Raw genomic sequence first — 14,281 nt, 5'->3', positions numbered from 1 at the left:
TTTCCAGCGATTACAAAAAAAGCCGCATCGAGTGACCGAAGGCGCACATAGCGCGAATTAGGAAGGCATGGGCTCGGACTTCCTCTCGAGATTGATCTCCAAACCGTCGTCCGGGCCGACCGATGCCGGCCGTCTGCGCCACGCTCAGGAAACGCTCGACAGCTGGAGCAGCCTGATGGCGGCGGCGCAGGATGGGCACGGCGGCGCATACAGGCGATTGCTGGGCGAAGTGTCCGAATGGCTGACCCGCTACTTCCAGCGCCGACTTCCGTCGGGCCAAGTGGACGATGCGATTCAGGAGACGCTCCTGGCCATCCATCGCCGCCGCCATACCTACGATCCGCGATACCCCTTCGGCCCATGGCTGGCGGCGATCGCCAAGAACAAGTGGGTCGATCAGCTCCGCAAACTGTCACGCCGCCCGCTCGTGGAGCTGTCCGACGAGATCCCGGTCGAGGATCATGAGACGGCGATAGTCAGCAGATCGGTGTTGACCGGCCTGCTTGAACAACTTCGCCCCGCTCAGGCTCAGTCGATCCTGCTGGTACGGGTGCAGGGCTATAGTGTGGAGGACGCCTCCAGGCAGACCGGCCTCTCCCCGTCCGCGGTGAAGATGAACATCCATCGCGGCATCGCGCGCCTGGCAGCCATCATAGAGAAGACGCCCGATGTCGAATGAATCCCTGATAATCGATCTGTCCGCCAATCTCACGCAGGTCCAGCGCCGGAACATGCTGCGCGAAGCCGGACTCGTCCTTGGGATCGGCGCGCTGGAGCTCGCTCTTTTCCTCGCTTTGGGCCTCATGCGCCACGACATGCACCACATCCCCGATTCCCCCTTTCTGATGTGGCGCGTGGCGAGCCTCGGCCTTCTGGCAGTGGTGGCCTGTACGTGCGCCATCCGCTCTTTTTCGCCGACCGCGCGGCCGGCGCGAGGGGTGATCATGGCCGCCGCCGTCGGAGCCGCCGCGATTTTCGCCAGCCTGTTCGTCGCGCCTGAAGGCGTGGCCGAAAGGACGCTTCTGGAGCGCACCGCCCCAGCCAGCGGGGTGCTGTGCGCGGCATCGATCTTCGTTCTCTCGCTGCCGGTGGTCACGGTGCTGGGAGCGCTGATGCGGCGCGCTGCGCCGACGCAGCCGAAGCTCAGCGCGCTTGCGTCGGGCATTGCGGCCGGCGCCTGTGGCGCATTCGTTTTCGCCTTCTGCTGCCCCTTTAACGACCCGCTCTACGTAGTGGTTTGGTATAGCGTCGGCTGCGCTGCCGTCACGGCCGCAGCACGCTGGCGATTACCACGGCGCTTCAGCCTTTAAGCTCGATATCGGCGGCCGAACTACAGGCCGCGCCATCGCTAACGCCCTCAACAATGCCGCCCGATTTTCGGGAACGGGAAGGCTGTGCCCTCATAACTGAAAGGATTATCCTCATGAAGACGGTCAAAGAGAAGCAAGGCACGAACCAGAACTGGCTCAAAAGCTATTACTATCTGCGCTTTGCGGTTTCCGCGGCGTGGGTCGCGCTCGCCTTCACCCTGGGCAGGAGCATACTGGCGCTGGCTGCGGTCATGCTCGTCGCCTACCCGGCCTGGGACGCGCTGGCGAATTATCTCGATGCCCGCCGCAGCGGCGGCCTGGCCCGGAACAGGAGCCAGATGCTGAATTTCGTCGTCAGCGTGGTGACTGCCGTCGCCGTGGCGGCGACCCTGCCCCACGGCATGCATGCGGTGCTCAAGATTTTTGGCGTGTGGGCCGTGCTTTCGGGCCTGTTCCAGCTCATCACCGGCATAAAGCGCTGGAAGACTGCCGGAGCGCAATGGGCGATGATCCTGAGTGGCGGTCAGTCCGGCCTGGCCGGCGTTCACATGCTCGTCCAGGCCGCCGGAGCCGCGGCGGTCAGCATCGCCGATATCGCACCTTATGCGGCGTTCGGCGCCTTCTACTTCCTCGTCTCGGCAATATCCCTGACGATCAGCGACGCGCGTCGCCGGTCGACGGTTGTTGTTGCCTGAACAGCCCCGCCGCTTCGCCAAGCCAGGCTCCACAAGGGTGGTGGACTGCGCCGGCACGGCCCTATCGGTCAGTGCCGGCGTACCGAACCATCCCAAGTCGCCGATCAGCAACGGAAATGCCGACCGCAATGACCCGCTTCCTTCTGCTTCCCCTGCCGCTCCTGGCCCTGACCGGCGCGACACTTCCCGAAACCCGCTTCGACATCAGCCTGCCTGATGCGCTGGGGAACGACGCTTCCGGTCGGTTGCTGCTTTTCGCGTCGCCGTTGAGCGCCGACAACAGCAACAGCGAGGATGTGGACCTGAACGGTCCCGACGATGCCCCAATTTTCCTGGCGGGTCGCGATGTCGCGAGCTTCGGACAGGATCACACCGTCACCATCGACGCCCAGGAAGAGGCGTTTCCCAAAGGGCTCGCCGCCCTGTCTCCGGGCGAATATCGGGTGCAGGTCGTACTCGATCGCGATGGCGGCTATAATTATGGCGGACGGGGAGAAGGCGACCTGGTCTCGCGAACGGTGACGCTTCGCTTTCCGTTGGACGCGAGGCCATCGATCGCCCTCGACCATGAACTGCCGCCAGCCGCCGCGCAATTCGATGTCACCGGGCTTCCCCCGCGCGCCGCGGAACAGATTCTCGCCTCGCAGCCGCATCTGCACGACGAACGGGTCCTGTCCACGGCGCTCACCCGCTTTCGCGGCACGCCCCAGAGCCTCGCGGCCTGGGTGCTCACCCCGCCGGGCTATGATCCCCACGGCCGCATCACCTTTCCGACCGTCTACACCACCGGCGCATTCGGATCAAACCACAGGCTGGATGGGCAGATGCTCTCGCGCATCTGGCATCTGATGGAGATCAAAGCCATGCCGCCCATGATCTGGGTAACGCTAGACTTCTCCTCCCCGACTGGAACGACCGAATTTGCCGATAGCATGAATAACGGCCCCTGGGGCGAAGCGCTGACAAAAGAGATCATACCGTATCTGGAAAGCCGCTATCGGATGGACGCCAGGCCCTCCGGCCGATTTTTGACCGGCCATAGTTCGGGTGGATGGTTCGCGCTCTGGGCGATGGTGCGTTATCCCGCCTTCTTCGGCGGAAGCTGGCCGTCGTCTCCTGATCCCGTCGATTTCCGGGCTTTCATCGGCGTCGACATCTATCAACGGGGCGCCAACATGTACCGCGACGGCAATGGCACACCGCGGCCGCTGGAGCGCGCCCATGGCCGCGTGAGAATGACGATCGAGGAGGCCGCGAGGATCGAGACCGTGCTTGGCCATAACGGCGGCCAGCTGCGATCTTTCGACTGGACCTTCTCGCCGCGCCGCGCGGACGGGACGCCGGCCTCTCTGTTCGATCGTGTGACCGGCGCGATCGATCCCGATGTCGCCGCTTACTGGCGGGATCATTATGACATCGGCCATCGGATCGAGACCGATTGGTCCCGATTGCGGCATGATCTGGACGGTAAGGTCCATGTCGCGGTCGGGACCGCCGATTCCTATTATCTCGACGGCGCCGTTCACCGACTGGAGGCCGCCTTCCGCAAGGTCGGCGGGCGGGCCCACTTTCTCTATGTGCCCGGCGCATCGCACAGCATCAATGAAGTCTATGCGCGAGATGGTGATCGCAACGCCTATTACCGGGAAATGGCACTGGGCATGTACGCGGTGGCGCGGCCAGCGGTGGCTCAGCCGCGGCGCTGAGGGGAATTGCTTGAGGGCCGGGGACAGAGAGTGCCCAGCGCGGAGCTCTCATCAACCAAAAGCTTTGGGTGCGCGGAGCTTCTCCATGCTCATGCGCAGCAATAGCAACCCCGTCGGCTGCGCACTCACGCGCGCGTCGATACGGCGGTTTCTGACCGACTCCAGGACGCAACGGATGCGAACCGCGCACCGCCCCTACTGCAACCACCGTGCACGCAAGCGCGCCAGCCCTGTTCTTGGCGTTCTCCGGCCACTCGAGTCATTTCCCGCCGCACATCATGCGGTCGCGTTCACGAGGTGGTCCGATACCGTTGAGATGAACGCCCGAAGACGTTTAAGGCGCCGTAGATCCCGGTGGTACCCCATCCAGATGTCTCGCGCTGGCGGCGGCGTCGGCAGGTCCAGTTTGCGGATACCCGGGATCTGATTCCCAACCACGCGGGGCAGGACGGCGATGCCGACACCTTCCCGACACATGCGTCCCTGGACGTTGCGATTGTTGGATCGCAAGATTGGTCTCGCATTGGGGAAACTCTCGGTGAGCCAAGCGATGTCCGGGAAATGGCCCGTGGATGTGTCATGGGTGATCAGTCGGAAGCCGGTTCCGTCGCCAAAGTTGGGATCAGCAGCTTCCTCCGCGATGTAGACGCCATATTCGAGCCTGAAGAGCCGTCGCTGAATGACATCGGCCGTGTTGAACGGAACGATACGAAAGGCGACATCGGCTTCCCGTTGGGCGAGGCTGAATTGGCGCGTGCCGGTCAGGATCTCCACATCGACATTGGGATAGGCTTTCGAGAAATCCGCCAGGATAGGAGGGAGGACGTAGGCCCCGAACCAGTCCGCTGACGAAATGCGCAGGCTGCCCCTTAGATCCTGCTCCTGCCCCGCAAGCCGGCGCTCCATGGCCAGCGCGCCTTCCTCCATCTGTTCGGCCAGCGCGATGATACCGTGGCCCTCTTCGGTCAGAACCAGACCATCGGCTGTGCGCTGGAAGAGCGTGTGACCCATCGCCTGTTCAAGCGCGCGAAGGCGCCTGCCGACGGTCGGATGGCTCGTCTGAAGCGACCGCGCGGCTCCGCCGAGGGTACCCGACCGCGCAACAGCAAGAAAGATCCTGACGTCACTCCATTCCATCGCGACTGCCCGTACAAAAGTGAACGGCGAGAGTACGATCATGTCACTAAAAGAACAAATCTAAATGCCTAGATTCCCTCCATCTGGAGGTACCTAATCATGAAAACCTGGCTCATCACTGGCTGCTCAAGCGGCTTTGGCCGGCGGCTCGCGCTCGCGGCAGCACAGCGGGGCGACCGGGTCGTCGCGACGGCCCGCAATGTCGAGACGATCGAGGACATGGCCGGGCCTTTCGGCGACCGCATGATCACCTTGCCGCTCGACGTGACCGATGCCGCGGCAGCCAGGGCAGCAGTCGCAAAGGCGGTCGAGACCTTTGGCGGCTTCGACGTGCTCGTGAACAACGCCGGCTACGCGCTGTTCGGCGCGATCGAGGAAGCAACGCCCGAGGAATATCGGCCGATGTTCGAGGTCAACGTCTTCGGGCTGATCGAGACCACCAGAGCCGCGCTGCCGGTCCTGCGACGTTCCGGCGGAACGATCGTCAATATGTCGTCCGGCGCGGGCATCGAGGGCCGGGGCGGCGGCGGCTACTACCACGCCAGCAAGTTTGCCGTGGAAGGGATTTCCGAGGCGCTCGCCGGCGAACTCAAGCCGTTCGGCATTCGCGTGCTTATCGTCGAGCCCGGCCCGTTCCGCACCGACTTCCTGGGCCGTTCGATCACGATGGCGGCAAACGAGATGCCGGAATATGCCGCGACCTCGCGCAAGCCCTATCGCGAGACCAACGACGGTCATCAGGCGGGCGATCCCGACAAGGCGGTCGCGGTGATCCTGCAAGCCGTCGATGCCGACGATGCCCCGCTTCATCTGCCCCTCGGGCCGGCCGCGCACGCGATCGCCGAGCGTAAGCTGGCGGCCTTCCGCCGCGACATCGACGCCTGGCGTGACATCACGATCGCGACCAATTTCGATCCGCTTGAACATCAAAACACAACCGGAGAGCCATCATGATCACAGCCTTGCCAGGCTTTACCCAGCAGTTGGTGCCGGCGAACGGCATCAAGATCAACGCCGTCACGGGAGGCTCAGGCCCGCCGATCCTGCTGCTGCACGGCTGGCCTGAGACATGGTGGGAATGGCACAAGGTGATGCCGCTCCTGGCCGAGCATTTCAGCGTGGTGGCCATCGACCTGCGCGGCGCGGGCTTTTCCGACTGCCCGCGGGGCGGCTATGATAAGGCAACGATGGCGCAAGACGCGCATGATGTGATGATTGCTCTCGGGCATGAACGCTACGCAGTGTGCGGCCATGACATCGGCGGAATGATCGCCTTGCCGCAGGCCGCCATCTACCGTCAGGCTGTCACCCATCTGGCCGTCCTCGACGTTCCGCTTCCCGGCTGGACCGGTTGGGAGGCGACGACCGCAAGGCTCTGGCACTTCGGCTTCCATATGAACCGCGACCTGCCCGAACGTCTGATCCACGGCCGAGAATATGACTATATCTCGGCATTCATATCCGAACGGTTCTACGATCACAGCAGCTTCGATCCGGCGGACGTCGAGATATATGCCAAGGCGATGGCGCTCCCTGGCCGCACGCGCGGCGGTATGGAATGGTATCGGACGCTTAGCGTCGACCATGCGGCCGCGCTGGAATACAAGAAACAACTGCTGGACATACCCGTGCTTGGCCTAGGTGGGGATCAGCGCTTCGGCCCGCACATGGTACCGATGCTCAAGGAGTTCGCCGGCACTGTGACGGGCGGCTCAATCGCGCGGTGCAGCCACTATGTGGCGGACGAACGGCCGGATGAAGTGGCGGCCGCCCTGATCGAGTTCCTCAAGGCCAAGTGAACCCAGCGCCCGCGCCATCATAGACTCGACGCGCAACTACAAAGAGTGGAAACTGTCATGACCGCACCTGTCATCCGCGGCGTCAATCATATCGGCATCACGGTGCCCGACATTGAAGCCGCAAAATCCTTCTTGGCAGAAGCCTTCGGCGGCCAGCTGATCTACCAGTCCTTCGGACCGCAGGATCCGCCACGGCAAGGCCCCGAATTCGAAAGGGCCGTCGGCGCTTTCCCTGGAACGATCGTGCGGGCGCAGGCGATGGTCAAGATCGGAACCGGGCCTGATATCGAACTCTTCGAAATGCATGGCCCCGAACAAGCCCAGCCGATCCGGGCCAGCGACTTCGGTATCACCCACTTCGCTCTCTACACCGATGACATCGACGCATCGGTGGAGCGCTTCCAAAAGGCGGGCGGTACGCCCCTCACCGCCCCCCGCGCCATTCCCTATGCGACCGAAAAGGGGCCCAGAAACAAGGTCTGCTACTGCCGCATGCCGTGGGGCACGACGATGGAATTCATCACCACCCCGGACCGCATGGCCTATCATGACGAGACGGATCTACGCAGGTGGCAGGATGAGGATTGAGCGAAGCGAAAAAGGGGCCTGCGTCCGTCACCTCGCGGATACAGGCGCTGCCGAAGGTTCAACAAGTGCGCAGCCGCGACGGCAGTCGTGACGGATCGGCCGCCGTGCCGCGATGCGAGACCGTCGTAGATGACAGAATCCCAGTGGCTCGAGGTCGAACCTAATGAACGACAAATCGCACGGCGTGTGGCTGCCGCCGGCAGGCTTCCATGTCCACATGGACATCGCCGAAGTGCAGACCGCTAAGGGCCAGCTCTCTCTTCGTGGGCATCGACCGCACCAGCAAGTTCGCCGTCACGCAACTCGTCGACAAGGCCGACAGGCGAACGGCATGGGAGTTTCTCGAATACCTGCTGAAAGCCGTTCCCTACCGCATCCATGCGATCCTGACGGATAATGGCGTCCAGTTCGCCGATCAGCCTCGCAACCGCAACACCGCCAGGTCGCGCCAGATGCACTTCGATATGATCTGCGAGGCAAACGACATCGAGCACCGGCAAGCCAAACCAACCGTGGGCCAAGGTCAGGTCGAGCGGATAAACGCACCATCAAGGACGCGACGTTTCCATTACGAAAACCACGATCAGCTACGCACACACCTCGACTTCATGGCAGCAAACAACTTCGCTCGCCGGCTCAAGACGCTTAGCCCGCCTTATTCACCAAAAGTGTCCTGAAGGGTTGGCGGGAGTGGCGTAAGCCTCTGATCTGAATTAGGAACTGGGTGTCTAAGCCGAACCTGCCGCAGGGCAGAAAATGCCACGGGCCACACCCGCCATGAACGATGATATCGCAAGCTCATTTGGATTCCCAGCAGTCGGCCGCAAGAAAATCACAGCTGCGTTCGACGGTGGCCGGCTTACCTCGGATGGCGGTGTTCTACTGCTTGCACAGGCCGAGCGCGCGATGGGGATTTGCCAGCGCCTGGCGGCTTGTATTGCCGATCCGCGCGATCCAGCGCGGGTGATCCATCGCCTGGATGACATTCTGCGTGCCCGTGTGTTCGCGATTGCGTGCGGCTATGAGGATGCCGATGATCTCGATGCTCTGCGCGACGATCCAGGCTTCCGCCTGGCGCTCGGCAAGCTGCCGGAATCGGGCGCGGGGCTGGCCAGCCAACCGACGATGAGCCGGTGGGAAAATGCACCGACTACGCGCGAACTGGCCAGCATGATGGCCGCGATGATCGACATCTACTGCGCCAGCTATCCCGCCCCTCCGACAGCGGTCACGCTGGATATCGACGACACGTGCGACGTCGTGCATGGCTATCAACAGCTCTCGTTCTGGAACGGGCATCATGGGGAGCGCTGCTTCCTACCGATCCATATCTACGACACCGCGACCGGCAGGCCGGTGGCCATGCTGCTGCGCACAGGCAAGACGCCTTCTGGAAAGGAGGCGGCGGGGCACATCCGACGCCTGGTGCGTCACCTGCGCCGTAATTGGCCCGATACCCACATCACTATCCGCGGCGACGGGCACTATGGTCGACCCGAGGTCATGGCCTACTGCGATGCGGCCCGCGTCGATTACGTGTTCGGCCTGCCCACCAATTCAGCGCTGCGCGCCGATCCCGCCATTGTTGCGGTCGCCGATGCCTGCGCGGTCAAGCGCGCCCAGCGTCAGTGTCCCGTCCTGCGCAACTATGCCGAGACCCGCTATGGGGCAAAGACCTGGAAGTGCCAGCGTCGCGTCGTTGCACGGATCGAGGCCAGCACGCTGGGCATGGACATCCGCTATGTCGTCACCTCGTTGGCAACAGGATCGGCCGAGCACATCTACGACACGCTCTACTGCGCGCGTGGTCAGGCCGAGAACCTGATCAAGCGCCACAAGTCCCAGCTCGCCAGCGACCGAACCTCGTGCCGCTCGGCCAATGCCAATCAGATGCGCCTGATACTGCACACTGCCGCATACTGGCTGCTATGGCGCATCCAGCAGGCGATGCCCAGGACCGCTGCTCTGGCAAGCGCGGAGTTTACCACCTTGCGCCTGCGGCTGCTCAAGGTCGCTGCGCGCGTCGTAGAAAGTGCTAGCCGCATCCGCATTGCCTTCGCTTCCGCCTGTCCGGATGCCGACCTGTTCCGCGCCCTCGTTCTCCGGCTGAAGCCTGCGCCGACGTAGCCCATGCGGCAGCGCCGCAGAACTCCGAGCCCAGCCCTTCAACCCGAAAAGCCCATCAATCCGAATGCGGTGAAACAAACGCCAGCGATGCCGGTCGTCCGCGCAATACAGCCAGCCGCAGCAAATGCCCAGAGCGGGCCCGAAACCGAGCGTCGTGAATAAGAGAGGTTAGCGGCCTCACACCCCACGAATACATCGCCAAAATCTGGACGGCAGAGCCAGACCGGTTCATCGTCAACCCGATCCACCAGATGCCGGGACTGAACACCTGACCCGCTACGACGAGCCGTGGCGATGAGATCCTCGACCACTGGATCGGGTTCCAACTCCTGTTCGCCCCCATGATCGCAAGCGTCCTCGGCCAGGCGGCGCGATTCAGTAAGCACGCTGTCGCTCTGGTTGATGGGGAAGTCGAGCAGGATTTGTCGAACAGGAGGCGTTTGGCGAGAAAGTCACACCATGCGGGGTCCGGTTCCATGTGCCGGTTCGAATTACGGCAGCAACAGCGATCACGCCGCTCCTCCGCATCCAGCAAAACCATGCTCCTGACAAATCGAACGCCCGTGGAAGCCACGCACTACTCAGCGCTACTGCTCCCATACCGGGGACCAGGCGAACTCTTAGGTAAAAGCGCCTTCAGTCGGGCGACCACCGACGCATAGCGGGAATCACTCGCAAGATTGACATGCTCAGCAGGGTCATTGTCTTCATCATAGAGTTCCGCGCCCAGCTTTCCCTGTTCCCACTCGATATAGCGCCACCGATCCACGCGCACGCTGCGTCCCCCCTGCACCTGACTGAAGGCCGGATGCGTCCATGTCCGCAATCGAGGGTTTTGTAGAAGGGGTTTGAGGCTTTTGCCTTCCATGCCGTCGGGTTGCGGCAGGCCGGCCATTTCGGCCAGCGTCGGATAAAGGTCCACCAGTTCAACCATTTTCCGCGACACCTTATGGTTGCCGCGCGCGCCGGGCATGTTGATAATGAGCGGCACCTTCACAGACCCTTCGAATAACATCTGCTTTTCCCACTGCCCGTGCTCGCCCAGCAAGAAGCCGTGGTCACTGGTGAAAACGACGATCGTGTTCCGGTCGAGCCCCAACGGTTTTAGAGCATCGAGCACGCGCCCAACCTGCGCATCCATGAACGAGGTGGCAGCGTAATAGGCCCGTACGAAGCTGCGCTGCTGATCGACCGTCAGCTTGAGATTCTGGAAACCCACCAGCCCGTAGGACGCGGGCAGAAGCCGAGCGAGATGGGCGTCGTCTTCGGGCTGGAAGCGGACCTTGGCCAGCGGGTACATGTCGAAATATTTCTTAGGCGCGACTTCCGGCACATGCGGCCGGTAAAAGCCCGCCGCGATGAAGAAGGGCTTGTCCTTCTGCTCCTTTAGCATCGCGATGGTTTCGGTCGCGACCTTGCCATCGGTCTGTTCCTCATCCGTGCCTTCATCCGCCAGGAAAGCGAGCGCGCTGCCCAGCCGCCCCGATGGATGCGGGTTGAAGATGGTCATACGGCCGTCGCGTTCGTTGATCTTGTCGCGGCCCGCGGGGTTGACCACCCGGTCCCATGATGGGGCGTCATCCGGGCCACTGGTGCCGATGTCGCCGGGCACGCCTTGATGAAATATCTTGCCGACGCGCCCGGTAAAATAGCCGTTCTGCCGAAAATATTCCGGTAGCGTTACTGCATCGGGGACGGTTTTGCGGAACATGGTCTTCAAGTCCCAGACCCGGGTGGTATCTGGCCGCCGTCCCGTCAGGAAAGACGCGCGGCTCGGCCCACACCAGGGATATTGGGAATAGGCATTGGCGAAGTTGACCGATCGGGCCGCCAGCCTGTCCAGATTGGGCGTGCGCACATCCTTGAAGCCCGCCGCGCTCGTCCGCGTATTGAGATCGTCGGCGATGAGGAACAGGACGTTCATCCGCTGCGACTGCTGCCGGGTAGGCGCCGTTCGCTGCTGACCGACGGCGTTCGCCCGGGCGAGGACAGGTTGAGACAAAGCGCAGGCCGCCAGCGCCAGCATCGTAGCGCAACCCCAGCGTTGCGGCCTCTGTTTCCGGCCTTTGGCGTTCATGCGCACACCTTTCTTCGTTCGGCCAAGCAGGCCTGATTTTTTTCGTCTCACAAGCGAATGTCGGCAGTGAACACCCATGTGAAACCTTGGTTGGGCGGCAGTCGGACGACCCCGCGATCGGCCAGGGCGTTCTGACGGCCATACCATGGTTCGGGACTGAAAAAGCCTTTGTCGACATTGCCCCACAGGTTGAAGGCGACGATGCGATCACTCTTGGGTCGGCTGCTCTGTTGGGTCACCACAATCAACCCCACATCCGGCTGGATCAGCGTCACCGAAGGCTGGCGCCTGAATCCGCTCCACAGTAGGGGGAGCGCCCTTTCAGTTCCAAGGACAGACAAAGGCATGGCAAGGAGCGGCGGGCTGGTCACCCTCCCCGCCGGTCGTCCAAGAGAGTCCAGTTGCAGGCGCTGCCACCCGTCTGCGGACACGCGGGTTTCAGAGGCGCGGCCTTCCCCTGCAAGCGGAAGGGCGAAGGTGATGTGATTGCCGATCGAAAAGGGCATCGCCTCCTTCGAGCGGTTCGTCACCCGATGGATGACGCTCAGGCGATTTCCACGCAGCGCATAGGTGATGAATAGGCGGAAGGAGAAGGGAAACAGCGCGCGTGTTTGCGGCGTATCTCGCATAGCGATCGTGGCGCTCGCCCTGTCGCTTTTCTCCGGCGCGGAGACGAGCACCCATGTCTCTTCCTTCGCAAAGCCATGGATGGGCATCGGCCACCGCCTGCCCTGCCACCACCATCCTGCCGGGTCGGACGAACCAGCGGCCGGATCGTCCGCGAAGCTGCGGCCGGTTGCCGGCCACATCACCATCGCCTTTCCAGCAAAGCCGGGCGACGGGCAAAAGTCCATGCCGCGATAGAGAAGTTCCCGCGTCAAGCCCCCTCGCTCGACCTGCAAACCCACCAGTTGTCCGCCCAATGTGGGCGCTATGACCGCCGTCAGACGCGAGCCTGCCGGATTGAGGCGGATGAGGCTGGCCGAAAGCCGATCATCGAGGCATCTGGCTTCGCGCTCCGATGCGCCGGCTGGTTCGACGTGAGCGAACAGCGCAGAGGCCATTGCGGCAACTGCAAAAGGGAACCGCCCTCTCAATGCTTCAGGCCGGCGTTAGTATCGGCTTCTGATGAGCCGAGGACCGGGAAAGGCATGAAGGCTTTCCCCATATCATGCGCGCGCTGTTTCTCAAGGCTGTCGGGCAGGACATTGTCTTTTCGATCGAGGCGATTTGGTTCGACCAGCCAGCTGTTCGGGAAAGGCGCAGCCCCAGGTCCCGCGCGATTGCGCCGCACGCTGCCGATGGCGTTGCGTTCACCAAAGGGAATGGCGTGCCGCCCATCTCGATTGGCCAGTTGCTGATAAAGCACCTTGCGCAGTTCGACCTTCGCAGAAAGATAGGCTGGATCGTCGATTAGATTGCGCATCTCATCGGGATCACGCGACAGATCATAGAGTTCGTCGGTGTCATAGACACCATAATATTGGATATACTTGAGGTCCCCGCGCTGGATCGCGAAGGTGCCCGGCGTCATAGGGTAGGCCCACTCCCAATAATATTCATATGTGAAATCGGGTGCCTTCCAGTCCCCGTCCGCGACCTTGCCCGTAATCAGCGGCCAGGCGCTGACGCCCTCGAACTGTGGAGGCCTTTCTACGCCCGCCAGATCGAGAAAGGTCGGCGCATAATCGAGGTTGCGAATGCGTCCGTTGTTAATGGCCCCGGCAGGCACGGTACCCGGCTCATACATGAGCATCGGCACGCGCACAGACGCCTGATATGCAGTACGCTTGTCAATCAGGCCATGGTCGCCGATCTGAAAGCCGTTGTCGGCTGTGAAAACGACCAGCGTGTCCTTTTCCAGGCCGCTCTTTTTGAGATAATCGAGGATGCAACCGACACTGTCATCGACAGCCGCGAGCGCGCCATAATAAAAACGCAGATATTCGGCCATCTTCATGTCGGAATTGTAGAAGAAGTCGATACCATGCCATGTGTTTCGCTGATTATAGACCCACATCGGCTTACCCCGATAGTTTTCCAGGGTGTTGGCCGCGCTCGCCGGGATCTTGAAATCGGTCTTATCATAAAGATGGCGGTAGCGCGGCGGGGGCAAGGGATCGGAATGGACGGCCTTATGGCTCAGATAGAGGAAGAAGGGTTTGGACGGGTCGCGCTCCTTCTGTAGCCAGGTCATCGCATAGTCGGTCAGTTCGTCGGTGATATAGCCCTGCTGCGCGACTTTCTTCCCATCCACGTTCCACATCGTGGTCTCACCGCCTTGGATGGCCGCGTCGGGGTCGCCGCTGGAAGGATAGTAGCTGCCCTGCCCGCGGAAGCTGACCCATTTGTCGAAACCGGGACGCGGAGAATCGACATCATTCCCCATATGCCATTTGCCGATGAAAGCGGTTTGATAGCCTGCCTTCTGCAGATAGGCGGGGAAGAAAGTCAGCCCAGCCTCCGACGAGTTCGCATTGTCCACAACACCGTGATTGCGCGCGGTCTCACCGGTCAGGATCGTCGCCCGACTGGGGCTGCACAGAGACGAGGTCACGACCGTATTCGGAAAATAAGTGCCGCCACGCGCGAGCCGGTCGATATTTGGGGTTTTGAGTTCGGGCTGGAGAAAACCCATTCCGTCGTAACGCAAATCGTCAAGCAGGATGAAGACGACGTTCCGCGGCTTGCGGGCCGGCTGCGCCTTCACAGGCTTGGAAATGGCTGACGACTGCGCGAGCGCCGACGTTGTTCCATGAGCCGCGCCCGTGACCAGCAATGCGCTCGCCGCCAGCAGCCCTCTACGTCCGAGCCTTTTCATCATCCCTCCTTCATTTTCTGC

At 62.1% G+C, this 14,281-nt stretch carries 13 protein-coding genes and 1 pseudogene; 10 read left to right on the top strand and 4 right to left on the bottom strand.

The features are described 5' to 3' along the window. The first annotated feature begins 67 nt into the window (after positions 1 to 67). The 4 genes from M529_RS47165 (at position 68) to M529_RS47150 (ending at position 3,711) form a co-directional block, all read left to right on the top strand. Positions 68 to 679 carry a sigma-70 family RNA polymerase sigma factor gene (locus M529_RS47165; protein ID WP_021320141.1) on the top strand — a complete coding sequence of 204 codons (612 nt, stop codon included), beginning with the start codon at positions 68 to 70 and terminating at the stop codon, positions 677 to 679. After that, positions 669 to 1,310, top strand: coding sequence for an NrsF family protein (locus M529_RS47160; RefSeq protein WP_021320140.1), 642 nt, complete (start codon positions 669 to 671; stop codon positions 1,308 to 1,310). The genes M529_RS47165 and M529_RS47160 overlap by 11 nt, the downstream gene beginning before the upstream one ends. A gap of 113 nt (positions 1,311 to 1,423) precedes the next feature. Further along, entirely contained in the window at positions 1,424 to 2,005 is a 582-nt protein-coding gene (locus M529_RS47155; protein WP_021320139.1) for a DUF308 domain-containing protein, read from the top strand. Between the two features lie 116 nt (positions 2,006 to 2,121). Next, a complete protein-coding gene (locus M529_RS47150) occupies positions 2,122 to 3,711 on the top strand; it encodes an alpha/beta hydrolase-fold protein (protein ID WP_031295848.1) in 1,590 nt (529 codons plus the stop codon). A gap of 276 nt (positions 3,712 to 3,987) precedes the next feature. On the opposite strand, the gene M529_RS47145 is transcribed toward M529_RS47150, so the two are convergent. Then, complete coding sequence (locus tag M529_RS47145) at positions 3,988 to 4,890, bottom strand: LysR family transcriptional regulator (RefSeq protein WP_236617760.1); 903 nt, start codon at positions 4,888 to 4,890, stop codon at positions 3,988 to 3,990. Positions 4,891 to 4,947: 57 nt separating this feature from the next. Between M529_RS47145 and M529_RS47140 the strand changes: the two genes are divergently transcribed. The 6 genes and pseudogenes from M529_RS47140 to M529_RS50485 form a co-directional block, all read left to right on the top strand. After that, on the top strand, positions 4,948 to 5,802 hold the full coding sequence (locus M529_RS47140; protein ID WP_021320136.1) for an oxidoreductase: 855 nt from the start codon (positions 4,948 to 4,950) through the stop codon (positions 5,800 to 5,802). Continuing rightward, positions 5,799 to 6,647 carry an alpha/beta fold hydrolase gene (locus tag M529_RS47135; RefSeq protein WP_021320135.1) on the top strand — a complete coding sequence of 283 codons (849 nt, stop codon included), beginning with the start codon at positions 5,799 to 5,801 and terminating at the stop codon, positions 6,645 to 6,647. Before M529_RS47140 ends, M529_RS47135 begins: the two co-directional genes overlap by 4 nt. A 57-nt stretch (positions 6,648 to 6,704) precedes the next feature. Continuing rightward, positions 6,705 to 7,235, top strand: a complete 531-nt coding sequence (locus tag M529_RS47130) for a VOC family protein (protein WP_021320134.1) — start codon at positions 6,705 to 6,707, stop codon at positions 7,233 to 7,235. A gap of 263 nt (positions 7,236 to 7,498) precedes the next feature. Then, positions 7,499 to 7,912 carry a hypothetical protein gene (locus tag M529_RS47125; protein ID WP_021320133.1) on the top strand — a complete coding sequence of 138 codons (414 nt, stop codon included), beginning with the start codon at positions 7,499 to 7,501 and terminating at the stop codon, positions 7,910 to 7,912. 100 nt (positions 7,913 to 8,012) lie between these two features. Beyond that, positions 8,013 to 9,362 (top strand): IS1380-like element ISSp1 family transposase, encoded by a 1,350-nt coding sequence (locus M529_RS47120; protein WP_013039775.1) that lies wholly within the window; start codon positions 8,013 to 8,015, stop codon positions 9,360 to 9,362. Between the two features lie 170 nt (positions 9,363 to 9,532). Further along, positions 9,533 to 9,634: pseudogene (locus M529_RS50485) on the top strand (IS481 family transposase); the annotation flags it as partial. Positions 9,635 to 9,939: 305 nt separating this feature from the next. On the opposite strand, the gene M529_RS47115 reads toward M529_RS50485, so the two are convergent. From M529_RS47115 to M529_RS47105, 3 genes are all read right to left on the bottom strand, one after another. Then, complete coding sequence (locus tag M529_RS47115; RefSeq protein WP_031295847.1) at positions 9,940 to 11,388, bottom strand: sulfatase; 1,449 nt, start codon at positions 11,386 to 11,388, stop codon at positions 9,940 to 9,942. Between the two features lie 98 nt (positions 11,389 to 11,486). Continuing rightward, on the bottom strand, positions 11,487 to 12,503 hold the full coding sequence (locus tag M529_RS47110) for an aldose epimerase family protein (protein ID WP_021320131.1): 1,017 nt from the start codon (positions 12,501 to 12,503) through the stop codon (positions 11,487 to 11,489). 29 nt (positions 12,504 to 12,532) lie between these two features. Next, complete coding sequence (locus M529_RS47105) at positions 12,533 to 14,260, bottom strand: sulfatase family protein (RefSeq protein ID WP_031295845.1); 1,728 nt, start codon at positions 14,258 to 14,260, stop codon at positions 12,533 to 12,535. Positions 14,261 to 14,281 lie beyond the last annotated feature (21 nt).

This window comes from Sphingobium ummariense RL-3, from assembly GCF_000447205.1.
GTDB classification, from domain to species: Bacteria; Pseudomonadota; Alphaproteobacteria; order Sphingomonadales; family Sphingomonadaceae; genus Sphingobium; species Sphingobium ummariense.
Note: the sequence above shows the minus strand (reverse complement) of the source record. Positions and strands in the feature narration are given on the sequence as shown.

Coding starts and splice junctions, on each gene's coding strand:
- M529_RS47165 (WP_021320141.1), top strand. CDS start 68: ATGGGCTCGGACTTCCTCTCGAGATTGATCTCCAAACCGTCGTCCGGG.
- M529_RS47160 (WP_021320140.1), top strand. CDS start 669: ATGTCGAATGAATCCCTGATAATCGATCTGTCCGCCAATCTCACGCAG.
- M529_RS47155 (WP_021320139.1), top strand. CDS start 1,424: ATGAAGACGGTCAAAGAGAAGCAAGGCACGAACCAGAACTGGCTCAAA.
- M529_RS47150 (WP_031295848.1), top strand. CDS start 2,122: ATGCCGACCGCAATGACCCGCTTCCTTCTGCTTCCCCTGCCGCTCCTG.
- M529_RS47145 (WP_236617760.1), bottom strand. CDS start 4,890: ATGATCGTACTCTCGCCGTTCACTTTTGTACGGGCAGTCGCGATGGAA.
- M529_RS47140 (WP_021320136.1), top strand. CDS start 4,948: ATGAAAACCTGGCTCATCACTGGCTGCTCAAGCGGCTTTGGCCGGCGG.
- M529_RS47135 (WP_021320135.1), top strand. CDS start 5,799: ATGATCACAGCCTTGCCAGGCTTTACCCAGCAGTTGGTGCCGGCGAAC.
- M529_RS47130 (WP_021320134.1), top strand. CDS start 6,705: ATGACCGCACCTGTCATCCGCGGCGTCAATCATATCGGCATCACGGTG.
- M529_RS47120 (WP_013039775.1), top strand. CDS start 8,013: ATGAACGATGATATCGCAAGCTCATTTGGATTCCCAGCAGTCGGCCGC.
- M529_RS47115 (WP_031295847.1), bottom strand. CDS start 11,388: ATGCTGGCGCTGGCGGCCTGCGCTTTGTCTCAACCTGTCCTCGCCCGG.
- M529_RS47110 (WP_021320131.1), bottom strand. CDS start 12,503: ATGGCCTCTGCGCTGTTCGCTCACGTCGAACCAGCCGGCGCATCGGAG.
- M529_RS47105 (WP_031295845.1), bottom strand. CDS start 14,260: ATGAAAAGGCTCGGACGTAGAGGGCTGCTGGCGGCGAGCGCATTGCTG.